The sequence below is a fragment of the Deltaproteobacteria bacterium genome (assembly GCA_019308995.1).
Classification (GTDB): domain Bacteria; phylum Desulfobacterota; class Desulfarculia; order Adiutricales; family JAFDHD01; genus JAFDHD01.
The window spans coordinates 1-24,289 of the sequence record JAFDHD010000046.1 but is presented as its reverse complement, the minus strand read 5'-3'; the positions used below and the strand labels follow the sequence as shown (position 1 = coordinate 24,289).

At 51.7% G+C, this 24,289-nt stretch carries 21 protein-coding genes and 2 tRNA genes; 8 read left to right on the top strand and 15 right to left on the bottom strand.

Annotation, left to right across the window (positions count from 1 at the left end; genetic code table 11):
- Window positions 1-19: 19 nt before the first annotated feature.
- On the top strand, window positions 20-799 hold the full coding sequence (locus JRI95_09375) for a hypothetical protein (protein ID MBW2061756.1): 780 nt from the start codon (window positions 20-22) through the stop codon (window positions 797-799).
- 282 nt (window positions 800-1,081) lie between these two features.
- Here the strand turns inward: JRI95_09375 and JRI95_09370 are convergent, their stop codons facing one another.
- Both JRI95_09370 and JRI95_09365 read right to left on the bottom strand, forming a co-directional pair.
- Window positions 1,082-2,995 carry an ABC transporter ATP-binding protein gene (locus tag JRI95_09370; protein MBW2061755.1) on the bottom strand — a complete coding sequence of 638 codons (1,914 nt, stop codon included), beginning with the start codon at window positions 2,993-2,995 and terminating at the stop codon, window positions 1,082-1,084.
- Window positions 2,988-4,922: an ABC transporter ATP-binding protein gene (locus tag JRI95_09365; GenBank protein ID MBW2061754.1), complete on the bottom strand. Its 1,935-nt coding sequence runs from the start codon at window positions 4,920-4,922 to the stop codon at window positions 2,988-2,990. Before JRI95_09365 ends, JRI95_09370 begins: the two co-directional genes overlap by 8 nt.
- Before the next feature lie 428 nt (window positions 4,923-5,350).
- On the opposite strand from JRI95_09365, the gene JRI95_09360 reads away from it, so the two are divergent.
- The gene (locus JRI95_09360) at window positions 5,351-6,757 is read left to right on the top strand and encodes an MFS transporter (GenBank protein ID MBW2061753.1); all 1,407 of its coding nucleotides are present in this window, start codon (window positions 5,351-5,353) and stop codon (window positions 6,755-6,757) included.
- Window positions 6,758-6,824: 67 nt separating this feature from the next.
- On the opposite strand, the gene JRI95_09355 is transcribed toward JRI95_09360, so the two are convergent.
- The 10 genes from JRI95_09355 to JRI95_09310 all read right to left on the bottom strand — a co-directional run bounded on the left by JRI95_09355 (window position 6,825) and on the right by JRI95_09310 (window position 15,655).
- Window positions 6,825-7,742: an OmpA family protein gene (locus tag JRI95_09355; protein MBW2061752.1), complete on the bottom strand. Its 918-nt coding sequence runs from the start codon at window positions 7,740-7,742 to the stop codon at window positions 6,825-6,827.
- Between the two features lie 31 nt (window positions 7,743-7,773).
- Window positions 7,774-8,184, bottom strand: a complete 411-nt coding sequence (locus JRI95_09350; protein MBW2061751.1) for a hypothetical protein — start codon at window positions 8,182-8,184, stop codon at window positions 7,774-7,776.
- 58 nt (window positions 8,185-8,242) lie between these two features.
- Complete coding sequence (locus JRI95_09345; protein ID MBW2061750.1) at window positions 8,243-8,827, bottom strand: hypothetical protein; 585 nt, start codon at window positions 8,825-8,827, stop codon at window positions 8,243-8,245.
- A gap of 126 nt (window positions 8,828-8,953) precedes the next feature.
- The gene (locus JRI95_09340; protein MBW2061749.1) at window positions 8,954-9,901 is read right to left on the bottom strand and encodes a ribose-phosphate diphosphokinase; all 948 of its coding nucleotides are present in this window, start codon (window positions 9,899-9,901) and stop codon (window positions 8,954-8,956) included.
- 129 nt (window positions 9,902-10,030) lie between these two features.
- Complete coding sequence (locus JRI95_09335) at window positions 10,031-10,813, bottom strand: 2-hydroxyglutaryl-CoA dehydratase (GenBank protein MBW2061748.1); 783 nt, start codon at window positions 10,811-10,813, stop codon at window positions 10,031-10,033.
- Window positions 10,810-12,009, bottom strand: coding sequence for a 2-hydroxyacyl-CoA dehydratase (locus JRI95_09330; GenBank protein ID MBW2061747.1), 1,200 nt, complete (start codon window positions 12,007-12,009; stop codon window positions 10,810-10,812). Before JRI95_09330 ends, JRI95_09335 begins: the two co-directional genes overlap by 4 nt.
- Window positions 12,010-12,013: 4 nt before the next feature.
- Window positions 12,014-13,126 (bottom strand): 2-hydroxyacyl-CoA dehydratase, encoded by a 1,113-nt coding sequence (locus JRI95_09325; GenBank protein MBW2061746.1) that lies wholly within the window; start codon window positions 13,124-13,126, stop codon window positions 12,014-12,016.
- A gap of 113 nt (window positions 13,127-13,239) precedes the next feature.
- A complete protein-coding gene (locus tag JRI95_09320; protein ID MBW2061745.1) occupies window positions 13,240-14,004 on the bottom strand; it encodes an SDR family oxidoreductase in 765 nt (254 codons plus the stop codon).
- 101 nt (window positions 14,005-14,105) lie between these two features.
- Entirely contained in the window at window positions 14,106-15,038 is a 933-nt protein-coding gene (locus JRI95_09315) for a tetratricopeptide repeat protein (GenBank protein ID MBW2061744.1), read from the bottom strand.
- The gene (locus JRI95_09310; protein MBW2061743.1) at window positions 15,035-15,655 is read right to left on the bottom strand and encodes a membrane protein insertion efficiency factor YidD; all 621 of its coding nucleotides are present in this window, start codon (window positions 15,653-15,655) and stop codon (window positions 15,035-15,037) included. Before JRI95_09310 ends, JRI95_09315 begins: the two co-directional genes overlap by 4 nt.
- 357 nt (window positions 15,656-16,012) lie before the next feature.
- Here JRI95_09310 and JRI95_09305 point away from each other — a divergent pair.
- A tRNA-Lys gene (locus JRI95_09305) sits at window positions 16,013-16,088 on the top strand.
- A gap of 7 nt (window positions 16,089-16,095) precedes the next feature.
- A tRNA-Glu gene (locus tag JRI95_09300) sits at window positions 16,096-16,173 on the top strand.
- Between the two features lie 165 nt (window positions 16,174-16,338).
- On the opposite strand, the gene JRI95_09295 is transcribed toward JRI95_09300, so the two are convergent.
- The 3 genes from JRI95_09295 to JRI95_09285 form a co-directional block, all read right to left on the bottom strand.
- Window positions 16,339-17,172, bottom strand: coding sequence for a hypothetical protein (locus tag JRI95_09295; GenBank protein MBW2061742.1), 834 nt, complete (start codon window positions 17,170-17,172; stop codon window positions 16,339-16,341).
- Window positions 17,173-17,620: 448 nt separating this feature from the next.
- Window positions 17,621-19,255 (bottom strand): thiamine pyrophosphate-requiring protein, encoded by a 1,635-nt coding sequence (locus tag JRI95_09290; protein MBW2061741.1) that lies wholly within the window; start codon window positions 19,253-19,255, stop codon window positions 17,621-17,623.
- A 68-nt stretch (window positions 19,256-19,323) separates the two neighbouring features.
- Window positions 19,324-20,376 (bottom strand): C-terminal binding protein, encoded by a 1,053-nt coding sequence (locus tag JRI95_09285; protein MBW2061740.1) that lies wholly within the window; start codon window positions 20,374-20,376, stop codon window positions 19,324-19,326.
- 422 nt (window positions 20,377-20,798) lie between these two features.
- Here JRI95_09285 and JRI95_09280 point away from each other — a divergent pair, with 422 nt between their 5' ends.
- The 4 genes from JRI95_09280 (at window position 20,799) to JRI95_09265 (ending at window position 24,179) form a co-directional block, all read left to right on the top strand.
- A complete protein-coding gene (locus tag JRI95_09280; GenBank protein ID MBW2061739.1) occupies window positions 20,799-21,986 on the top strand; it encodes an alanine--glyoxylate aminotransferase family protein in 1,188 nt (395 codons plus the stop codon).
- A 244-nt stretch (window positions 21,987-22,230) separates the two neighbouring features.
- Entirely contained in the window at window positions 22,231-22,695 is a 465-nt protein-coding gene (locus tag JRI95_09275) for a selenoprotein B glycine/betaine/sarcosine/D-proline reductase (protein ID MBW2061738.1), read from the top strand.
- 300 nt (window positions 22,696-22,995) lie between these two features.
- Window positions 22,996-23,475, top strand: coding sequence for a hypothetical protein (locus JRI95_09270; GenBank protein MBW2061737.1), 480 nt, complete (start codon window positions 22,996-22,998; stop codon window positions 23,473-23,475).
- Complete coding sequence (locus JRI95_09265) at window positions 23,472-24,179, top strand: GntR family transcriptional regulator (GenBank protein MBW2061736.1); 708 nt, start codon at window positions 23,472-23,474, stop codon at window positions 24,177-24,179. Before JRI95_09270 ends, JRI95_09265 begins: the two co-directional genes overlap by 4 nt.
- The last annotated feature ends 110 nt before the right edge of the window (window positions 24,180-24,289 follow it).

The following is a 24,289-nucleotide window of genomic DNA, read 5'->3' as shown; positions in this document are numbered from 1 at the left end:
GACCTTTAATACCGGGAGGATGGACCAGGGAAGGAATCTGTTTGTGGCGATTGAAGACTCTCCTGAAGACGCGGGAGCGGTTTTTTTTATCAAGAGCGGCGGCCAAACCAGCGATCTGGCAGGCACCTGGCACATTGTGGGCGGAGGCGATGAAGGATTCGGGTATGGAACTATCAATATCGGTGCGGATGGAACTGTTACTGGCGGCAGTTTTACCGACTCAGACAGTCCGCCCACAACATTTGAAAGCGGCAATCTGATCGTGGATGAGAATGGCATGATAACTGGGTCCATAACTTCCATAACTGATTCCACTCAAGAAACAGGGCATATCATTTATGGATTTATGAGCCAGGACAGAACCGACGTTTTCCTTTTAATCGGCCCAAGTGAACAGGAATTTATCGCCATCATCGGTATCAAGGGCGGTGGATCTTTTTCCACCGCTAATCTTGCAGGAACCTGGTATTGTTACGGATCCGCAGGCGAGGGGTCAATGTATGGACCCGTGACTATAAACAATTCTGGTACTATTACCCCCTCCGCAACGATGACAACCCCAGAAGGACCTGTAACCGTCACAGGGAATTTCACCTTGAGTGGTTCCGGCATTATGGGCGGAACAGTCACCGGAGACGGGGATACATCAACTGTTGGCGGAAAGATGGATCAAGGAAAAACTAGATCTTATAACCTGTTTACTGATGCTGGTGGCAACGGCGATAATGGCGACGACGGCGATGGCGATGATGGCGGTGGCGGCGGCGGCTGCTTTATTAATACCGCTGTTGAGAGGTAAGTCCTCTTCCGAGTTTTAAATCAGGAATCCATTCCCATGAAGGCTCTGGCTTCAAGCGATATGGAAGCTGGAGCCTTCAGCTTTTTTATAAACTGCTCGATTATTTTATAGCGATTGTCTGAATTATATTTCTTTTGGATATTATTTTTCTGCACATGGATTCCTGCTTACGCGGGAATCCAGGTAATAGATGAAGGATTCGACCCGCGTGAGTTGGCTGTTTTCATTCACCGTTGAAGCCGGGCCTTTTAACAATCTTCATTCACCCCCCTGAAGTCCTCTTTAATAACTTGTCTCCTCCTCAGCGTGTTCAATCCAGGCGGCGTACATGTCGGCGTAAAGCCCGTTCCGGGCTAGAAGTTCATCATGAGAGCCCAGTTCGGCAATATGGCCGCGGTCCACCACCGCGATACGGTCAGCCTGCATGGCGGTCGTCAGGCGGTGGGCGATGATAATGGCGGTGCGATGCTCGAGTAACGCATCCAGGGCGCGCTCGATCCTGGCTTCAGAGGCGAGGTCGAGATTCGAGGTCGCTTCGTCAAGAACAATCACTCGCGGCCGGGCAAGAAAGGCCCTAGCTAAAGCGATTAGCTGACGTTCGCCTGAGGAGAGGGAGGCGCCCCGTTCGTGACAGATGGTGTCAATTCCATCTGGCATGGTTGAAATCAGGTCGCCAATCCCAACGGCCCGACAAGACTCCCATACTTCCTCATCAGTGGCCTCCGGCCGGGCAAAAATAATGTTGTCGCGGATAGTGCCTGCAAAGAGAAAAGGCTCCTGAGGCACGTAACCGAGCTGGCGGCGGAGTGATTCCAGGCTAATGCCGCGCAGGTCCTGCCCGTCAATCAGCACCTGTCCTTGATTAGGGTCGTAGAACCTGATGACCAGCTTGGCAATGGTGGATTTTCCAGCGCCAGTCGCACCCACGAGGGCGAAAGTCTCGCCCGGTCGTATGTTCAGGTTTAAATCCCGAAGCACGACCTGGTCAGGTTCATATCCAAAGGTCACGTTTTTAAGCGAAATTTCGCCTTTGATCGGCGGCAGTGGTCTGGCGTCCGGTGCTTCGGGAACACTGGGTTGGTTGGCCAGCAGGTCACGGAGCTTGACTATGGCGGCCTGTCCCTGCTGGTAGGTATTATAAACCTGGACAAGCTGCTGGATCGGGGCGAAGAAGGCGGTCAGGTAGAGGATAAAGGCCGTGAGTTCGCCGATGGTCAGATCGCCGTTTAAAAGCATGCGGCCGCCAATGAGCAGGATCAGGGCTCTGCCTCCAAGGCCGATCAGGTCGGCGCTGGCGCTGTAAAGGGCGCCAATGCGGGCGATGTATAGATTAGCGTCTTGATGCCTGCCCACAACATTTCGGTGGTTAATGATATTATGGCGCTGCCGGTTGAAGGCGGTGATGATGCGGATACCGGTGAGGCTTTCCTGGAAATCGGCCAGGACATCGGCGATCCGTTCGCGGACGATGCCATAACCCCGGTCTGAAACCTGTTTGAACCACACGGTAAGCACGGCCATGACCGGGATCACAAGTAACACCGTGATAACGGCCAATTTTACGTTCAAGGAAAACAGGATCACCGTGACCACGATCATGGTCAGGCCCTGCACGATGAGGTTGATCATGCCTTCGTGGAAGAGAACCGACAGGGCTTCTATATCGCTTGTCATCCGGCTCATGAGCCGACCCGCTTTTTCCTCGGTGAAGAAATCAATGGAGAGACGCTGGAGATGCGAAAATATCCGCAGGCGAAGAGCAAGCATAAGCCGTTCGCCCACCCGTCCCGTCCAGGTGATGCGACCGTAACTCGCCAGGCCGTTTACAATCACGGCGCCAAGGTAGCCCAAGGCTGCCAAGGCAAGGACGCTTACATTTCCCGGAATGATACCCTTATCAATGCCGATTTTTGTTAGCAGCGGGCCGGCCTGCTGCGCTAGAATTTCGAATATGACCAGCCCGAAGGCCAGGGTCAGGGCCTGCCAGTGGGGAGCTACAAAGCGCCAGAGCGTCAGAGGCCGCCAGTCAGTGACAATATGGCTGAACTCGAACTGAATCTCTTTATGTTTCGGCTCATCCTTCAGGGCCTTCTTCACCCTGGCGGCCAGCTCTGACGGGATGCCGGCGAAAGGCAGCCCTGAGGCCATGCTGGAGGAGGTCCCTCCGCCAAATCCTCCCCATGATCCGCTAGACATCGGTCACCTCCTTGAGCGCCTCTTCAAAGCCATCCAGGCCCGTTTTCGTGATCCGAGCCTCTTTGGGGGCGACCCTTTCAGCGGGTTCTTTTTCGACTTCTTCTTCCTCGGCGCGGGCCAGGACCTCGACGTAGCGCGGTTCGGACCGCATCAGCTCGGCATGGGCGCCTTGAGCCACGATCTGCCCGTCTTCGAGCAACACCACCCGGTCGGCCAGACTGATGGTCGAGAGCCGGTGAGCGATGATCAGGGTGCTTCGCCCGCGCATCAGAATGCGCAGCGCCTCATGAATCTCCTGCTCGATCTTCACATCAATTGCGCTCGTAGCGTCATCAAGAATCAGGATGCGAGGATTAACCAGCAGGGTGCGGGCGATGGCGATACGTTGCCGTTCACCGCCTGAAAGGGTATAGCCGCGCTCACCGATGACGGTGTCGTACCCGTCCTTTAGTTCGTGGATGAAATGATCGGCGCCGGCGGCCTTGGCTGCCGCCACCACGTCCTCAAAGGATGCGTCTGGCCGGCCGTAGGCGATGTTGTCGCGAATGGAGACGGAAAAGAGGATCGGCTCATCAAGCACCACGCCAACATGCGCCCTGAGACTCTTAAGGGTCAGCTCGCGTATTTTTTGGCCATCAATCAGGATTTCGCCGTTACTGGTGTCGTAAAAACGGGTAAGCAGGCGGGCCAGAGTCGTTTTGCCTGTGCCTGTGCGTCCCACCACGGCCACGGTCTCACCCGGGAGGATCCGTAAGGAGAGGTTGGACAGGACCCTTGGCCCCCCGTCATAGGAGAAGTTGACGTTCCTGAACTCAATTTCCCCCTGTGGATCGTTCAGATCAACCGCCCCGGGAAGGTCTGCTATTTCCGGCTGTTCGTCCAGCACCTCAAAAATGCGCTCGGCCGAGGCTGCGGAACGCTGACTCATCATCATTAAAAAACCCAGCATCCGGAAAGGAGCTTGAAGCATGATGACATAAGAGTTGAAAGCCACCAGCGTTCCAATTGTAACCTGCCCGAGAATGGCAAGATATCCGCCATAGAGAAGGACCAGAGCCATGGCCAGCCTGGGAAGGTTTTCCATGAGCGGGGCGTGACGAGCTCTGATGCCGATTTGATTGAGCGTGGCCCAGCGCAAGGCTTGAGCCGCTTTGGCGAGCAGCTTGATCTGATGGCGCTCAGCCGCAAATGATTTTACTATCCGCACGCCGGTGATGTTTTCTTCAACAATGGTCGCTAAATCAGCCGTGCGCGCCATGACAATCCACGAGATGGGGAATATAAGCTGCCGCATCCTGAGACCGACAATATAGACTAAAGGCAAAGGCAGTAATGAGACCAGGGCCAGGGGAGCGTGTATGGTCAGCATCAGCCCCAAGGCAATGAAAAAAGTCAACATATTGATGGTCATGAACGGACCGAAGACCAGAAACATCTGCACAGCTCGAATATCGGAATTGGACCGCGAGATAATCTGGCCGGATTGAACTCGATCAAAGAAAGAGAATGAGAGCCGGGTAAGGTGTTCGTAAATAAGCGATCGAAGGTCGAATTCGATCAAAAAAGCGGTGTGGAAAAGCAGGTAACGGTAGATATAGGCAAAGATCCCTCGAGCGGCCGCCAATCCGAAGAGAAGCCAGACAAAGAACATGAGTGAACTTGTTTTGTTCACCAGCGCCTGGTCAATGGCCTGCATCAGGACACGCGGTATGGTGATCTGGATCAGGAGGGCAATGAAGGCGCTGAAAAGGGCAATCCCAAAGATGCCCCTGTGAGCCAGTACAATGGGTAGAATGCGCTTAATCCAGCCCTTGGACCGGTCAGGGTCAATCGCAGCCCGGGGCGGCTTGTAGCGAGCCTTGATGGCCAGAGGCTCGAAGGGTGAGAGTGTCTCCTGGCCCCTTTCGGCTTCCAATACAGTGCTCATTGTCTCCTCAACCAGTTCAGGATAATGGCGGAGCCTTGAAAAAAGCGGCCTTCAAGGAGTAAGGGTTGATCACTTCGTCCCATAAATCTCGCCCCGGTCAGGTTCGCTTGAAGCGAGACCGGATGCCAGTTTAGAGGGTCCCATCCAGGTTTTATATATCGCATGCGTTGAATTGGCAAAACCTCCTTCTCCACCGAGGAATTATAGGGAACAAGGGAATACCCTGTCAAGGAGGCCGTGACCTTGCATGTTAATCTGTTCCAACCATGATAGTATAAAAGCTGTATAATTTGACTTTCTTCCGTCTGGTTTGTTATGTTCAACGCCTGTTTATTTTCAGGCATAACCCTGCTTGGACCCGCATCCTTAGAAGGGTAAAATAGCCAGACCATCAGACCGAAACGATTCAGTTTTTGAAAAAGACCAATATGACCTCTTATAAGTGGAAAGCCTTAGCCACTGTGGCTCTTGGTACCTTCATGGGCACCATGGATGTCAGTATCGTCAACATCTCCTTTCCAATCTTGACCAGGGTGTTAAACACGGAGCTGACCACGGTCATGTGGGTCACCCTGGCCTATACTCTCGTCAGTACAAGCCTGCTGTTGTTTTTAGGCAGAGTTGGTGACCAGATAGGCAGAAAAAAGATATATGGGACAGGTATGGTCATTTTTACAATTGGCCTGATTCTTTGTTCTCTATCCCAGAATATCGCCCAGTTGATTATCTTCCGGGTTTTGCAGGCGGTCGGTTCGGCTATGGCCATCTCTTGCGGGACAGCCATTGTGGCAGAGTCCTTCCCTCCAGAGGAAAGAGGACAGGGCCTTGGCCTATTGGGCATTTCGGTCTCGGCTGGATTCATCCTGGGTCCCATTCTCGGCGGCTTGCTACTGGAATGGCTCCACTGGCGGTCCATCTTTTACATGCGGGTGCCAGTAGGACTTCTGACAGTTTTTATGGCCATGACCTTCCTTAAAAAGGACCAGGTGAAAGCTGGCAAGATAGAGTTTGATCTGTTAGGAATACTGAGTTCCTCAGCCGGACTGGCCTTGATCATCTTCGGGGTCAGTACGATCAATCGTTTTGGCGCCAAATCTCTTCTAGTTCCCCTTTTGATCGGGCTGGGCATCCTTTCCCTTTTTTCCTTTGTACTCATTGAACGGCGCGCCTCTAATCCGATAGTTGATCTATCCCTCTTTACAAACCGTGTCTTCTCAAGTGCAATATGGGGCCTTTTCCTGACCTTCATGGCCTACCCCGCTTACATCCTGGTGATGCCTTTTTATCTGATCCAGGGGATTGGACTCGTCCCGGCCAAGGCCGGGCTCATTCTGGCCGCAGTTTCCATGACCTCCATATTCGTCGGGCCAATCAGCGGCTGGCTTTCCGACCGCTTCGGATCGGTCTGGTTTTCGACCATGGGGGCGCTGGTGACCACCATCGCCTTTATACTCATGCGCGGCTTTGATCTTCAAACGCAGATTATGGGTATTGTTCCCGTTCTGGTCATACTCGGACTTGGCATGGGCTTATTTCAATCCCCAAACAACAGCACCATTATGGGAGCGGTCACAAAGGAACGTCTTGGTACCGCCTCTGCCTTGATTGCTACCCAGCGGTCGGTAGGAATTGCGGTGGGAACGGCCCTGGCCGGAACTGTTTACTCCGCGCGAAAGATTATCCATATAAACGAGCTGAGCCAGCAGGGTCTTGAGGCAGCTGCGGCCAACCAGCAAGCCATATCGTCCGCCTTTCAGGATGTCCTGCTTATTTCGGTTTTCTTTATAGCTGTCGTGGTGGTGTTATCCCTTGGGACAAGGAGCAAAACAAGGTAGAGGCCAGGCTGTTTTTTTCCGGTTATTCTTCTCTTGACCCGAGCTTGTCGTTTATCAGCTTAGATGTTTATTTCTGTTTATTTTCCTGTATCACCAGCTCGACCCTCCGGTTTTTTTGTCTGCCTTCTGGAGTATCATTGCTGGTTACGGGTCGGCTGAAGTAATAGCCAGCCGCGGTGAGGCGTGCTGGATTGATTCCTTGAGCAATCAAGAAATCCATGACATTATGGGCGCGTTTTTCAGAAAGCTCCTGGTTATACTCTTTTGTCCCCCGGTTGTCGGTATGGCCCTCGACCCTGATATTCAGTTCACGAAAGACTGACAGGATTCCTGCAATTCTGGCTAGACTGATCTTGAGCTCGCTAGTTAAATCGTATTTATCGAAGCCAAAAAGGAGATCAGAAACGGTGATAACGGTTCGACGCGCCTCATTTTGGACCTGTATCAATTCGCTCTGCAGTTCACTGAACCTCAATTTGGCCTCTTCCCATTGCTCCTCGGCCTTACGTCTTTCTTTAGCCAGATCATCCCTGAACTTAGAAACATGACCCCGCTCGATCCGGCTTATTTTCTCTTGAGTTTGCTTTATCTTCTCAAAGGTGCTTTTGAGCTCCTGGTGCACGGATTCTCTTTGTTTTTGCAATTCAAGAATCCTGTACTCATTGATCTTTGTTTTGACCTGAAGAATCGCCGTGTCAGTGAGCAGGGAGCAGGCGGCCAGCATGTCCCGGGCCTTCTTGCTCTTGGGCTTTTTAGCCAGAAACTTTTTAGTCGCCTCGATCCTGGCGAGGGCCTGAGCAACGGAATCCATGGATTTTGAATCTTCCTGAGGCAAGGTCCGGGATGCCTCTTCAAGCCTGGCCTTGAGGTTCTCCAGAGCCGCCAGTTCAGACAAAAGGGGATTATTCTCCTCTGCTTGAACCTCCAGACTTGAAAAGATAAAAATCGCAGGGATAAGCGTTAAAACAATGATCAACCGTCGCATCGCCGACTCATCCTGAAGTAAAAGCCATAGATTATATATTAGACTCGATCATGGGCAGTTTCAATTCCTTCAATACCTTCCGAAAGGCATCCAGTTCTTCCTGGGCCTTATCCAATGCCGCCTCAGCCTGTTTCAGGTGTTCCTGGCTCAGCTTATATTCCTGTTCCGCGATGGCCAGCCGGTACGTCAGCACTACCAGATCAAAATACCTGTAAGCCTCCTCCTCTTCGTCCGCCTTGAGCTTTTCCCTCCCGGCTATCAAGAAGTCATAGGCCTTTTTTGTTTTCGGGGAATCAATGCCGTTTCTTTGACAATAATCCTTCAGAGAATCGGCGGTGTGCAGGGTTGTTTGAACCACCAGAGGATAGGTGGTGGCACAAGAGTAAAACCACAGGGAGCTCAAAAAAATTAAGACCAAGGCGCTGTATCTTTTTATGGCCATTTTATCTTAAGCCGTTCCTCCAGTTTAACAAGCCAAGGTATATTAGGTTTGGACCCATTTATGGACTCCATGGCTTGGCAATAATCTCTCTGACCTTCAGTTCCAGAGACCGGTGGGAGTTAGCCGGCTTGATCACCATGGCTGTATCCGCCCCTCTGGCCGTGCCAGCGATGGTCAGGACGTCCTCGTCGGTGCGGACAATACCTCGGTCAGCAGCCATGTAAGCCATCTCAACACCAACCTTGACCCCCTGGCCAAGCATCCTTAAGGTGTAAGCCATAATTTCATCCACCTGAAAGGCGCCCAGCTTCTGTCTTATGCCTCGGCCAACCCCGCCAAAGGCGTGCCCTGCGGTCAGGACCTCGATTCCACGGCTTTCCAGCCTGGCTCGGACCTCTTCGGGCATTTCCTGGTGATCGGGTTCAGAAAAGCCTGTGACGTGAGTGACGTTGATGATGGTAAATTCCTTGAGGTCGAAATATTTAAGGGCAACCTCGGTGGTGAAGCCGGTATTTGAGGCAATCAGGACTTTTTTCAGACCCAGTTCCCTGGCACGCTTGCTTGCATGCTCCATAACAGCTTCCGTGTTTTTATGGCCGGTTTTTTGAAAATAAAGGGTTGGGCTTACAAAACTCTCAGCCATCCATGTCCTCCTGATGTCGGGATATAGCGCTCTTTTGAGCAAGCTCCTTTGATCATTTTTAAGCTAGAGTTTAGCATACTATATAAACGAACTGTCCGCAATCTTCCTTAAAATTATGACAGATATTTACTCTGGAAACATGGCACTGATACTCTCCCGCTTATGAATTCTTTTAATGGCTTCACCAAAGAGGGGAGCGACTGGCACTATCTCTATCACGTCCGAAAACCTGACAGGTTGATTTTCAACGGTATCCGTAATAAGAAGCTTTTCAATCGGGCTGGCGTCAATTCTTTCAATAGAACCCTCGGTTAAAACGCCATGAGTAACCATGGCGTACACCTGGGCGGCACCCCGCTCAACCAGCTTCACTGACACGTCCGCGAGAGTCCGGCCTGATATCGTGAAATCATCCACCACCACCGCAGTCTTGCCACGCACGTCACCGATGATCTCCAGAACCTCAGCCTTCTCCTCATGCGATACACGCTGCTTGTCCGCGATGGCGACCGGCGTTCCGAGGTATAAGGCATATTTCCTGGCTTGCTTGGCGAAACCGGAGTCAGGAGAAACAATGATGCAGTCTTCGAGGCGCATGGCCTGGATACGAGCACACAACGCTGGCAGTGCGTAAAGATTGTCCACCGGGATGCGGAAGAATCCTTGTATCTGAGGCGCATGAAGGTCCATGGTTACAATCCGGTCAGCGCCGGCTACTTCAATGGCATCCGCACAGACCCGGGCTCGGATGGACACCCGGGGTTCATCCTTCTTATCCCCTTTTCCATAACTGAAATAAGGGATAATCGCTGTTACCGATTCCGCACTGGCACGATTCAGAGCGTCAATCCAGAACAACAGCTCCATGAAATTGTCATTAGCCGGGAAGACGGTAGATTGAATCAGATAGACCTGCCGTCCTCGAACGTTTTCTAAGACCCTTACAAAGGTATTTCCTTCTGAGAACTGCAGTACCTCGCTGTTCCCAGGTTTGATTTTGAGGTACTCGCAGATTCGGACCGTAAGTTGCTTACTTCCGCTTCCAGCAAATATCACCAAGTCGTCAGGGTTCATAGTCTGCCACCTCCCTTGTCAGCCGTTTTTGGTCCCAGCAGTGTCCAATGTCCGCAGGCGACCCTGTTAAAAGCTTCAGAGTGCAATCCGGAGACAGCCGGTGATAAAACTTCCGGTCGGCCTTAATCGTCAATTACCATTTCCCTCCCGGGCAAAGATGGCAGCGCCCAACGCCCCGATGATCTGCGGCTCTTCGGGTATCTTGATGGGACGGCCGATCTTCTCGGATAACATCTTGACTACCGCCTTGTTTTTGGCCACGCCGCCGGTCATGACCACGGTATCGGCCACGCCGACTCGCGTCACCAGGCCGGACGTGCGATGGGCAATGGCCCGGCAGATGGCGGAAGCAATATCAGGCGGCTTGCGGCCCTGGCTGATCAGACTAACGACCTCGCTTTCGGCAAAGACGGTGCAGGTGGACGATATAGTAATCTCGGCAGTCGCTTCAAAGGCCAGGCCGTCCATCTCTTCAAGCGGCACATCCAGCGCACCGGCCATTACCTCTAAAAAACGCCCCGTTCCCGCGGCGCATTTGTCGTTCATGGCAAAGTCAAGCACACGGCCGCCGCGACCGATACGAATGGCCTTGGAATCCTGCCCGCCGATGTCAATGACGGTGCCAACATCCGGGAAATAGTGAAACGCACCTTGGGCGTGGCACGATATTTCTGTTTTTGAGACCTGCGCCTCTTGGACCCGGGCCCGGGAATATCCGGTTGAAACAATATCGGTCACATCAGGTTTACGGACATTGGCCTGATGGAGCGCCGCCTGATAGACTTCGCTTCCGGCCTTCTGAGAATCATTGCCAGTCGGTAGGATCGCGTAACCGGCCACGTTTAAGGCCTCGTCAATCAGGACCGCCTCAGCGGTCAAGGAGCCGACGTCAATACCGCCAAAGTAGCTCACGACAAACTCTCCATGGACTCAATAAAGGCCTCAAACCTGGTCTCGGTTTGAGCGTCGGAATAGGCTCGCGGGTCGCACATGTCGCCTTCAATGACCACCCCCGGTTTGCCGGTAAGCCTGGACACCTCTTCCTGCATGCGGTACATGCCGATAGAGTATGGCTTGCAGGAGCGGTCCGAATGAAGAATGAAACCGGTGAGGGAGTATTCATCAATCAAACTGGCGAGGTAGTTGATGCGATGCTCAAAGCCAGAGTTGATATAAATACTCAGGTAGGCTTTAGCCAGGCCTTCGTGAGGGTCAGCCGGATCGTAATCATCGCCCAGCCCGCCCCAGCTGTTGGTATAGGTGGCCACGACCAGGGCGCACTTTTTTTCTTCGAAAAAGTTCGCCAGATGTCTAAGTTTGAACCAGATGGGGAGATTGTCCCACAGGGCGCGATGTTTTTCCTCAGGAATTGAGCCGACTTTATTTGCGGCACGGTCTCTAATTTCTTTGTAAAGCAGCCTGTAATAATCCACGCACTGTTGAGTGCCGCGCAGGGTGACAATGGGCGCGAGGTGTATGAAGGTGTCCTGGCTGTTGAAGGGAGCGGGTCTGGTCTTGCCCAGTTCGAGTATCTTTTTCCAAAAGCCAGCCGCCTCGACCGAGAATTTTAATACCTCCTTAAACCGGTCATGGTCAAAGGGGCGGTCGAGGAATTCAATTAAAAATTCCTCCAGGTTTTTAAACTGGGCCGTGGTGTAATCAATCAAGTCTTGAGTCAATCCATCGTGCATGAAGGGCGTGTCCACAATAAAAAGAGGCACATCGTAATTCCGGGCCACCACCTCGTACCACTTGATGACCGTCTTACAGATGTTGGTGGAGCAAAGGAGCATGTCTGGCACGGGCAGGCCTTGAATCGGTCCCCCTCCAGTCATATCGGCTCCAAAATCGGTGCGGGCATAAGAGCAGATGTCCGGCGAGAAACCTTCCGCCTCGGCAGCTTCGATCAGCCGCAGTGACTGATGGGCCGCGCCGCACATGGCTGAATGGTTTTCAGGATAGACAGGCAGAACATCCATGGCATAAAGAAATTCAACCGGAGCACCGCTGGTTATCCAGGCAATCGGCTTTTCCTTGGTTGTTTTGGCTTCGATATAATACTCGGTCATGAGTTCTCGCATCTTCGAAGCCGCTTGAAATTCGGTCATAACACTATCCCTCTATCATCTCGCTAAAGGCGTCAATTCTGGTGGTAATGGCGTCAAAATTAGTCATGGAAAGCTCCAGGTCGAAAAAACCGGCTGGAATCCCTTCGTTTTTGAGCCGCTGGATAAGCTGCGGCCGGTCAAAGGCGTCGGGTTCACAGAATTTTATATACCAGAAAAGAACTCCCTCGGCACCGGCTTTCTTGACTTTTTCCACCAGATAGGGATGACGGTCATTGTCCGGGTTATAAAGGCAGCAACATGGGGCCGGGTTAAAGATGTAATCGGTAATCCCATGCACCAGGTCTTCAATTTCGAGCTTCCCCTTGGACACGGTCCGCCAGCCATTGGCGAAATCGTCGTCCACAATATCTATGCTCAGTTCGTCAAAGATCCTGTAAATCTCGACAGGATCGAAAACCATACCGGATAGAACCAGCTTGGTCCTCCGGCCCTTTGGCTCCGGTAGTCTGTTTATGTCCCCGAGCAGGGCCTCCAGCATCTCGTTATAAACGCCGCGCGGTAAAAAGAACCCGGCCTTGATGGCGATATAAAAGTCATAGTTCTTAATAAGACCCGGCTGCCTGAGTCGGATACGATAGAGCTCCCGCTGAAGCTCCCGGGTGCGTCCGTGCAGCCCGCTTGCTGCGGCCAGACTCTCCGGTGTGACTTTACTCCCGGTTATTTCCTCTAAACCGGAAATAACGCCCGCGATGACGCTTTTCAGGTAGGTTCGGCGCGCTTCATCCGTTCTCGTTATCGGTATCGAAAGCTCCACGGTTGGCTTTGGAAAAAGCCTCCGGTAAAGTTCACGCAGGTTGATCAGCGTGTCGCAGATGGAGGTAAAGGCATAGCCCTTCACCATCCTCGCCCCGCCCACCAGCTCCAGCTCTAAAACTGATTTGGCAACCGAGCAGCAGAAGGCCTGTAAGTAAGCGTCTGATTTCCCAAGAGGCAGGTTGTTCCCCCACAACTGAACCGGGTAGCCGCCGGCGGCGTCAATCAACTCCATGGGAAAGTAAGCCGGCATGACCCCGATAACCGGGCGCCCCGATTCCGCCTCATACCTTAAAACGGTCTTTGAGACATTATAAACGACCTCATAAAACGGTTCGAACATATTCGGAAACTCCCTGGCTACTGAAATTTATTTAAAAAAAACAGGGCCTGGCGGCTCTCCTGGCAAGCCGCCGGCTTGTAACATTCCCGGCCGTTTTTTTGCTCCTGTTAAAATCAGGCATTGGCCAGAGTCCCGCCATCCACGTAGATAGACTGGCCGGTAATAAAGCTCGAATCGTCCGAGCACAGAAACAACACCGCGCCAACAATCTCCTCAGGCTCAGCTAACCGGCCCTTGGGGATTCTGGAGGCAATTCCTCTTTCCACCTCAGGATTCGCCCAGATCGGCTGGCTGAAAGCCGTCTTGGTCAGGCCGGGACCCACGGCATTCACATTAATGTTATAGGGCGCCCACTCCACGGCCATACACTTGGTTAGCATTGACAAGGCGGCTTTACTGGCGTGATAGACCCCCATGCCCGCACCCCCGCGCACTGCGCCGACGGTGGTGATGTTGACGATTCTTCCGCCGCTCTGGTCCATCATGACCCTGGCCACGGCCCGGCTAAGCAGAAACGCGCCTTTGCAGTTGGTATTAAATATCTTATCCCAGCCGTCTTCTCTGAGTTCCATAAGGGGCCTTAAGAAACTCCTGGCTGCGTTATTGACCAGGATGTCAATGCGCTTGTGAGTTTTTATGGTCATTTCGACCAGATTATCAATTTGTTCAGTTGCCATGAGGTCCGTCACAACGGCGAAGGCTTTCCCCCCTTTTCCCTTGATCTCATGGGCAACCGCCTCGAGTTCATCTTTCGTCCTCGAGGCCACGACGACAGCCGCCCCGCAATCCGCCAGACCGAAGGCGATGGCCTTACCGATTCCTTTCGCGCCGCCGGTGACAATGGCGACTTTATCTTTAAGATCATAGTCCCTGCTCATTCTTTATCCTCCTTATTAATAATAAATAATTATTTCAATTAGTTAAATTGAATTAACCGTCAGGTGAAACGAGGCAAGTATAGAAAATGAGGCGGTTAAAGTCAATGTATGATTGTCCAGGACAGGAAGACCCCCTTGAAAACAGGGGAATATCCGAGGCGCAAAGCATGCTCGCGGTGGAGTCTTTTTATAAAGTCCTTTTTGAGCTTTCGGTTATGGATATGTCCGCCATTGACCGCATTATAGATGTTGCCGCCATACAAGGAAAGCTCTATCAAGCCCAGGAGGGTAAAGACAGCCCAGCTTTCCTTCTGGTAGGCTTCAATCGTTCCCCAGAGAAAGGCGGCGTTGAGGCCGAAGGCCAGGGCTGCGTCCACAGGCCGGTGAACGTATATCTGCCCTGCGCCAGGGACCACGGCCGAAAGGATTCCGGCTGCAACCGGCGAAACGTAAGGCAGAGTCTGACCCTCCCGGACCTGTCCCGATAGTTTGGCCGCCGAATCACCCAGAGGATGATCGGCTGCCACGCTGGAAAGGACCTCCTTGGATTCCAGCCACTGACCGTCCTCAAGCAGCAGCCAGCCCAGCCTGTAGCGAGCCTTATTCTGGATATCAGTCGCTTCAGCAGGTGTCAGGGGCGGTTTTTCAATCAATTGGCGGTAATAGTTCAAGGCTTCGCTCCGAGGTCCGAGCAATTCCAGGCATCGCCCCAGTTCCCAGATCGCCTCGGCCGCCAGGCCCGGTCTGTCTTTCTGTGCTGCGACTTTTATAAAAGATGTTTTGGCCTGGGCGTACCGGCCTATTTTTAAATATGACCTGGCTATCAACAGGTAGGCTTCCACACCGCGGGGATCATCAGGGTTGAGAAAGAGAAAACGTTTGGCCTCGGTAATGGCCCGGTAGAAATCCTCGCTCCGAAATAAACTCCAGGCAAAGTCCAGATAAGAATCCGGCTGCTCTGCCTTTAAGGCAAATGGATTCGTAACGAAAACGAAAAATATGATTAAGGCAATCATGAAGCGACGTTTGATCATGGTCGGTCCCCTGGCTGACGCCCAAACCAGTAGTCATTCGCTTCAAGGGGGTCATAATGCAGGTTTCGCCCCCGATACCGGACAAAGGGCGGTGTCCCGGCTGTGGTGACCTCACGAAAAAGACGGTCCACGTATATAAAGGTCCCCCAAAAAGCTCCATGCTTGTTGATGGCCTGTATGGCATACTCCGAGCAGTTGGGGTAGGAGGGGCAGCCTGAGGTCTTAAAGGTGCGCAAATGATTCTGGTAGAAGCGAATAAGACTCACGGCGAGGCCTCCACCGGCAGCTTGGGATGTCTTATTCTGAAAAACCCGCAGCGAGCCCGGTCCCGGTCTTTTTTTTTCATGGTTCTTCATCCTTTTCTTGAGAGCGGCGCGGGATTTTTCCATCAATTCCCGCGCCTGCTGTGCTTCCGGGTGCTCCGGGTAAAAGAAAAGGAACCGCTTGGCTTCACTGATGGCCCGGAAATAATCCCGCGCCTGAAACAGATTCTGAGTAAAGGCAAGGGCAGGGCGGGCCTCGAACGGGACCTGGCTGTCTGCCCAGCCTGCCGGGGGCCTGCAGAGCGCCAAAGACACGAGAAACAGTAAAATGAAGTTTAAACTAACAGTTTTCACTTGCGGCTGACAAATCCTCATTTTGGCTGCCGTCTCAGCCGGGTATCGCAGGTTCGGCGGTTGCCTTATTTCAAACCATGGATAACGAACCTAAAGCGTTCTTACTTTTTCGTTTGTTAAAGTTCGGCCTGCAAGCACAAGCGCCCGGTCCAATGGAGTTTGGTATCGAAGATAACAGATATGTATCAGCATTGTGAAGGAAAATATAGAAAAAGAGCTAAACACTTCTGCCTTAAGCGCCATCCTGGCCCAAAAGTTTTAACTTCGCGCATTTTCAGACCTGGCAAGCTCATATTTGGCTTGACAACCCAATAAAAGGGATTTACATAAAGGATTTTGAAGCCTGGTTTATGATACGGGCCGTTAACTCAGTTGGTAGAGTATCTGCCTTTTAAGCAGAGAGCCGCTGGTTCAAATCCAGCACGGCCCACCAGATTTGTGTCCCCATCGTCTAGTCAGGTCCAGGATACCGGCCTTTCACGCCGGCGACAGGGGTTCAAATCCCCTTGGGGACGCCAATAATATCAAGAGGTTAATCTAACTCAAATCCACTGATATTGTCAGTGCTAGGGTGTGGGGGCGGATGCCCCACTTCTTTAGCGAGCCAACATTATTGGCGAGCAAGGGTAATATTTTAAGTCCTTCCGGCCAATAGTTGACGATGAAAAACTTATGCCCGATCATCACGGGTTCTCGGCCGTGACGAAATACTGGTATTTTAAAAAAATGGCGATGTTGATCTGGTTAAAGTCATTAGAATCCAGGATCTCGGTGAACCAGAGGTACCACTTTTCGGGCCTTAGCCTTGTTCTTACTTTAAGCTCACTTTTGTTAAGTCCGGTGTTGTTGGGGTTTCCCGTGCCATAGCCGAAGATGCTGTCCTGAAACACCCAGTCGAAGCTTTTACTCCAGTATTTTTGGTCGTTTCTGTTCGTGCCGATCCGGGTCATGTAATTAGCCTCTATACCCGGCACCACGGTCCATTTCAGGGTGATATTTCTTAAATCCGCGTCATCCGGCAGGTTTCCGCTCGGTGAAAACTCGGGTTTTATCTTTAGATATGCGTTGAGCAAATCATCGGAGTAATCCAGGACCCGGCCTTTTTGGCTCACATGCCCGCTTTTATATTTCAAGGTTATGTCGTACCGGCCGTTTTTTAAAAATCCGTTACGGTCAAAACCCATGAACCAGATGCTGCGCCCGGAGCCGATGTAGCCATTCAGGGTCCTGTGGTTGTAAGGCGCTATATTCATGTCATAGGTGTATCCGCTCGGGCCTTTTATGGTGATGGATTCTATCAGCCCGGGATCGGCTGCTGAATCAAAGGTGACTACGAACTTACTGACGCGGGGATTGGGGAGGTTAACGGCCCGGTAGTCCTCCCAGTACACGTTGCAGACCACTATGTCCTTTATGTCTAGCTCTTCCCAGTCCGCGACCGCGGGGTGAGCCAGGAAGAATACAAGGCATATAACCGCGGGCAGCAATAAAATTAATAAGCCCCTCATTAACCGCATATTATTCTCCTATCTTGTATCCGGACCTTTTACGACCATTTCCCTGTACGCTCAGCCCAGCGCGGAGAAACCGCCACTTTTTAACTGAGATTATGCGGCAGTTGCCGTGTTGGTTCTGTTTTTTTACTTTCCGATGGCTTTTGACAAACCTCCAATTAATGTCCACACAACGAGTTATGGCTTGATCTGCTATTACAGATTCCTTACAAAAACCGATAATCATGGCCTATTACGGCTTACATAATCGAGCCCGCAAATACTAGGGCTGAGATAATATATTCTTAACTTGTGATCTTCTAAATTTTACCATAAAGATCGCCGATTCCGCAATAACTGTAAAGGCAGCAGAAAGATCGCGGGTAGTATAGAGCCTCTCCAAGCTGACAGACCAGGGAATGTCCCTTGAATATAATCTCTTAGTTTGAATTTAATTGAACGATAGTAACAACTAATATCTGGAAATGGATATTTCTTTGCTGGTTAAAAATTCTAATAGGGCCGGTTGACCGTTTTGAGTGGCTTTGATACCTCTCTTAATGGCAGGAATGATCTCTGCAGGAGCGCTGATACGCTCCCCATATCCGCCAAACGCCTTTGCCATATCCGCGTAGTTCCCGGAGATATCAGTACTTCGGTATTTCTCAGTCGCTACGGGCATCACGGGTAATTCAATCGCCATGGAAAAGTTATTCATCAAGATAGAGAGTATGGGGATGCGTTCACGTACGGCGGTTTCAAAATCCATTCCCGTCATGCCGATTGCTGCATCTCCCCAGAGGTTGATACAGAGCTTGTCGGGATGGGTTAACTTCGCACCCATGATAAGCCCAAGACCGGAGCCAAGTTGTGTTGTCTTACCCCAGCCGATGTAACTAAGGGGAGTGATACTTTGCCAGAAGGGTGACATCTGGTCACGAGGGCTGCCCGCATCATGGGTAATGATGGTGTTTGCCACATCAACGATGTGCAAAAGGTCCCAAATCACCCGGTAGGGATTGATAGGTATTTCATCGGAAGTAAGTTTGGGCATCCACTCTGCAAGCCAGCTCTTTTTTATCTCTTTGATTTCCGCAGGAATCTTTTCCTGGCGGTCTTTCGCCTTTGCTTTGCTGCGATCTTTAAGCGCATGAAGCAGCGCCTGTAATGTCAGTTTGGCGTCTCCAATAAGCCCATATTGCGCCGGTACGTCCTTGTTGAAATCCATGGGATCCAGGGTGGCATGTATGATGGTTTTACCCCTTGGCATGGCCACGCCAAAGGCGGTGAGGGCAAAACTACAGCCTAGGCCGAAAATAACGTCTGCGTCGTCCAGAAATTGTCTGACGGCTTTGGGTATGGAGCGACCACCAGAACCCAGGGACAAAGGATGGTTTTCTGGAAACGCGCTTTTACCTTCCAGGCTGGTGGTAACAGGAATACTCCACGACTCTGCCAGTTCCTTTAACTCATCCCAGGCCCGGGCATAATGTACGCCTTGCCCGGCATAGATTACAGGACGCTCCGCGTTTGCTAAAACCTCGGCCACTTCATTGATCGCTTTAGGATCAGGAGACGTTAGTGTCTTTATAGGGGGGACATGCTCCCACCAATCAGGCACGTCTTCCCCAAATACATCAAGGGGAACTTCTATTAAAACAGGCCCGGGCCGTCCATTGCGGATTTGGGAGAATGCACGCCGCATTACTTCAGGAATTGCACGGCCCATGGTCAGGGGCTCGCACCATTTGGTGACATGTTTGAAGTTTAGGGAGGAATTAAAATTCGGATAATAGTTCATCAGGCGTCGTGGATTGCCAGCTGGCATCACTAAAATCGGTACGGATTCGCTATAGGCCTGAGCAACCCCGCCAAAGGCATTTTCAGAGCCTGGACCGTTCTGCATGACAAACACGCCAATCTTGTCACCTGAGGATAGGCGACTCACAGCATCAACCATATGCAAACCGATACGCTCTTGCCGCACGATAATGGTTCGTATATCAGCAACCGCTGCCGCTTCAAGAATTGGGTTTACGGGATACCCAATAATGAACTCGACTCCTTCCTTTTTAAGGGTCTGGGCAATGGCCTCAGCGACTTTCATGTAAACTCCTCCTTTCCAGGTATTTTAAACATAATCATTAAGGACTATTAATGGCCAAATACCAATGGTTAGCGATTTGGGCCTCTTTCCATGGGATAAGGCTGCCACCGCATAAGGGTACCCCTGGGTAATACCGTGGGATTGACACAGCTTCTTGGCCAGTATCCGGTCAGTGCCAAGGCGACCTCTCGGCCCACGCGGCGTCGGGTTTCAGGCCACATTCGCGTTGTGGCTGAAGCCACATGCGGGGTAATGATGACATTGGACATCTGCAACAGGGGATTCTGTGGATCCGGTGGTTCCTGCTCCATGACATCCAGTCCTGCCGCAGCGATCTGTTCGTTGCGCAAAGCCTCGATCAGTGCTGACTCATCAATGGTGGGTCCGCGTCCGGTGTTGACTAAAACGGCGGTGCTCTTCATGGCCTTAAACTCCTCTGTAGAAAGCATGTGGTGAGTTTCGTCATTCAGAGGAAGATGCAGGGATATGTAATCTGCGCGTTCTAGCAGTTCTCCGAGAGACACGGGTTCAACTCCCTCCCCTGTCATCTTGAGTTCAGTCACATATGGATCATAGGCGACGATGTGGAAACCAAACGGTTTGGCTCGGCGGGCAACGGCACGAGCAACGTTGCCGAAAGAGATCAGGCCCAGGGTCTGGCCCCATAATCTTGGTATCTGGGTCAATATGGGTCGGCCTTTAAACCATTCGCCTTTATGAACCAGTTGATCTTCCTCTTTAACTCGCCGGGCAGCCGCCAGAAGGAGCATGATGGCGTGATCTGCAACCTCTTCGATAAATACGTCTGGGACATTAGTGACTACGATGCCTGCCTCGGTTGCGGCCTCCACATCAACCATATCAACCCCGACACTACCCACGCCGATCACAACGCATTGATCCAGTTTAGAAATAATGTTTTTAGTAATACGCATGCCCCATGTTGTGATAATGGCATCCGTATCCCTAGCGCCTTCGATGAATTCTTCTTCTGTTTGCCCCCTGACTTCGTGTATGTCGGCAATTGGGGCCAGAGCCTCGAGCTCCAAGGCGTAACGCTTTAACACGTCGCCTGTTCTAGCGGTTCCCGGAAGCTGCGCTACGACTTTTTTCTTGCTCATCATAAATCCTCCCAAGCTCTACGTATGCTAATAATAGGCCGACCTGAATACAAATCTCTATTGTAATTCAATCGCTTACAAACTCATCGCGGTTGAAGAAATCTAATACGATCAAGATAGAAAAATCAACCTAAAAGATCAAGGCATCACTATTACAGAGTCCTTATTTAATGGGTGATCGGCCCTGAGCACCGCCCTGAGCACCGTTTGACACAGGATCAATGTTTCATTATACTCCGACCGCTTGTAAAGGAAGTCATTTTTCAAAGAGCTCGAATTTCACTCAAAACCGGATGCACGGCTCTGGACCTTCCGGTTTTTAAAAGATTCGTTCGAGAGGTTTATAACTCTTTTCCCGATATGTTCCATATTGCGATCATAATCAAGGGCAGCCGCAGAACAGAAATAATAAGGAGGCTTCAATGAGTTTTAATCCTAATGATTTAAGGGATATTGATCCTGGCGAGCGAGTGCTTTTGGGGCCAGGCCCGAGTAACGTCCCGGCGCGTGTGCTTCAGGCCATGTCCGCTCCGTGTATAGGCCATCTTGATCCCAGTTTTTTATCCATTATGGACGAAACCCAATCTCTGTTGAGGTTTCTTTTCCAGACAAAAAATGATTTGACCATACCGGTCTCCGGGACAGGCAGTGCGGGTATGGAGACCTGTTTTATGAATCTCGTCGAGAAAGGGGATGAGGTAGTAGTGTGCGTAAACGGTGTGTTTGGCACACGCATGTGCGACATCGTCAATCGCCTAGGCGGCGAACTCATCCGGGTTGACGGCGAGTGGGGTCGGGCCATTGACCCGGAAACGGTTCGAAAAGCGGTGCAAGGACGGAGCCCGAAACTGCTAGCGATTGTACATGCTGAGACCTCGACCGGGGTCTGTCAACCCCTGGCGGATCTGGCCGGCATCGCCAAAGAATCTGAGGCCCTGTTCATGGTGGACATGGTAACTTCACTCGGAGGGATTGAGGTTGCCTTGGATGACTTGGGAATTGACGCGGCTTACAGTGGAACGCAGAAATGCTTATCCTGCCCGCCTGGCCTTTCCCCTATCTCTTTTAGCTCTGCCGCAATGGAGGTCTTGGATAATCGAAAAAGCCCGGTGGTGAGCTGGTACCTGGATATGAGCATGGTAGGAAATTATTGGGGAACCGAGAGGAAATACCACCATACAGCTCCTGTCAACATGATCTATGGTCTCCGTGAAGCGCTCCGAATCATAGCAGAAGAAGGGTTAAAGGAACGTTTCGCCAGACACATGCTCAACCACAGAAGCCTTGTGGCCGGAGTGGAAGCTATGGGTCTGGAAATGCTCGTACCCGAAAGGGAACGTTTGCCGATGTTAAATGCTATTCGGATACCGGAAGGAGCAGATGATTTAAAAGTACGGAAGGTATTGCTCCATGACTTCGGCTTAGAGATTGCCGGGGGCCTGGGTGATCTTGCCAGTAAGATATGGCGCGTCGGCCTGATGGGACATTCTTCCCGCAAGAAAAATGTCTTCCTGTTCCTTTCATCCCTGGAGACTGTTTTAAAGGCCCATGATGTAAAAGTTAAGCCTGGCGCTCTGGAAGCTGCCTCCTCGATCTATGATGGAGCATGATTGACGTTTCATTCGAACGAAGTCAGTTCTTTCCCTCTGCCTAACGAATCAAGGCGATTTTGGAAAAATTTTTTCAACTGTAATAATGATGAGAGAGAAGATTAAGCATTTTTTTTCTTGACACGATACCAGGGTCCTTATTATAAGTGGTATTAAAGATATAACTTAATTACTATCTGTTCCGCTTCAACAGAACAGCTTAAGCCGATTAAAGTTTTCTTTTATGTAAGGAGGAAAGGGGTCCATGGTCAACCTACGGGATCTGCCCGAAGAAGAGCGCATCCACCTGTTAAGCAAGAAGCTCGAGCCATTTACAACGGCTCCCTTTGCAGAGGGGCCTTCACTGCGCGAGCGCCGTGTCGCGATCGTGACCACAGCCGGCCTTCATCGCGTTGACGACACCCAGTTTTCGATGGTAGATTTGAGTTACCGGGTTCTTTCCGGGGACATTCGCGGGGAAGAGCTGACGATGACACACTCGTCCGTGCACTTTGATCGCATGGGTTTTCGGGAAGATGTCAATGTAGTATTTCCGATTGATCGTCTTCGCGAACTCGTAAATCAGGGCGAAATCGGATCGGTGGCGCGTTTTCATTATTCGGTGATGGGGGCAGGCTGGTCGCCCGAGATGATCGAGCCCACAGCGCGCCAGTTGGGGCAGTTGCTGCGAGAGGACGAGGTCAACGCTGTCGTCCTCTCGCCGGTCTGACCCAACTGTACCCGCGCGGTCAGTGCGGTCGCTCACTATATTGAAGATGAGGGAGTGCCCACGACCGGGATCAGCCTCATTCGCGAACATACGGAGCAGATGCGGCCGCCCCGTTTTCTCTCGGTGCCGTTTCCCTTGGGACGGCCCTTTGGGGCCCCGAATCAACCCGAGTTTCAGACTCGGGTGCTGCGCGCTGCTCTCCAACTGCTCGAAGGCCGGGATGGGCCGCCGGTGTTGGAAAACTTCCCAGACTATGCGCCCGAGACCGAAACGGACACCGAAACCGTGTGGACTTGCCCGGTGAGGTTCGAACCCAATCAAGAAGACCAACCGGAGCGCTTGCGCCTGGTGCTCACAGAGATCGAACAACTCAAACCGTGGCATGCTGTCTACGTCGAGTCTCGAGGCAGGGCGGCGCCATCCGTGAGCGGCTTGAGGCTCGCCCAGGTCGTCCGATTGCTCGGAAAGCTGGCGGACGGCAACCCCGCGCCTGAGACGGAGAGCGAACTTGAGCTTCGAGAATTGATCCGGCTGGGGTGTGATGATCTCCGGACCTGGTACACCGAAGCCGCGCAGGGCCAACCGGGCAGGGGCACGGTTCAACAGATCGAGGACTGGTTCTGGACTGACACGGCCGCGGCGCATTTGATTGCCGCTGCAGCTTCTGAACTTGGGCGTCACTCCGACCCCTGGCTTCGCGTGCTTGCCGATCGTGCTATGGTGCCGCGGATCTACAAGAAGCGCCTTTTTTCAGGGCTTACAAGGGGAAACCATTCATGAAAGACCTTATAAACAAAGAGGTCATTCCTCTTTACAGTCGTATTGCTTCTAGTCTTAGAAATAAAATCCTCTCCGGGCAGTATGAACCAGGCAGCAAGCTCCTCAGTGAAGAAAGGCTGGCAGAGCATTTCGGGGTCAGCCGGATCACCATTCGGGAGTCCCTGTCCCATCTGGAAAAGGAGGGACTCATAACCCGAAACCGAGGGAAGGGCACCTTTGTTTCAGAGAAGATACCGGGAAAAAAACAGTCCATCTACACCAGCCTACTGGATATTGTGAATACCGTTCAGAAGAGTGAAATAAAACACTTGGGAATTCGGAACGTAAAAGTCGGCCAGACAAGCATAGCCAAAGATCTTAGAACGTTTTTCGGCCTGGCCAATGAGGACCCCGTTGCGCAGATTCACCGTGTTCTGATGTGTGACCGCTCTCAGCTCCACTTCTTCGAAAACTTCATGCCGTTGGAACTGGCCTCTCATATCACGTTTGAGGAAATTGTCGAAAAAAAGGCCCTTATTCGAATCTTGCAGGATAAAATCGGCTTGAAGATCGGCCGGGGCGAGATGTATCTCGAAGCGGTGCCTGCGGACCCGGATATGGCCAAAATCTTTGGATGTCAGGTTTTTGACCCCTTTGTCCGCGTCCAGGTTTTTTTACATTTTCCTAGCGGGGATCCATTCGAGATCGTTAATTACTTCATGTGAGTTGCCCCCGGTTTCTTTGGACACGAAATTGCATTAACGTGAGAAGAAGTTGTTCAAGGAGGTCGGGTCATGAAAGAGGAGAGGAAAATAATGGGAGAGGTCGTTGGCAT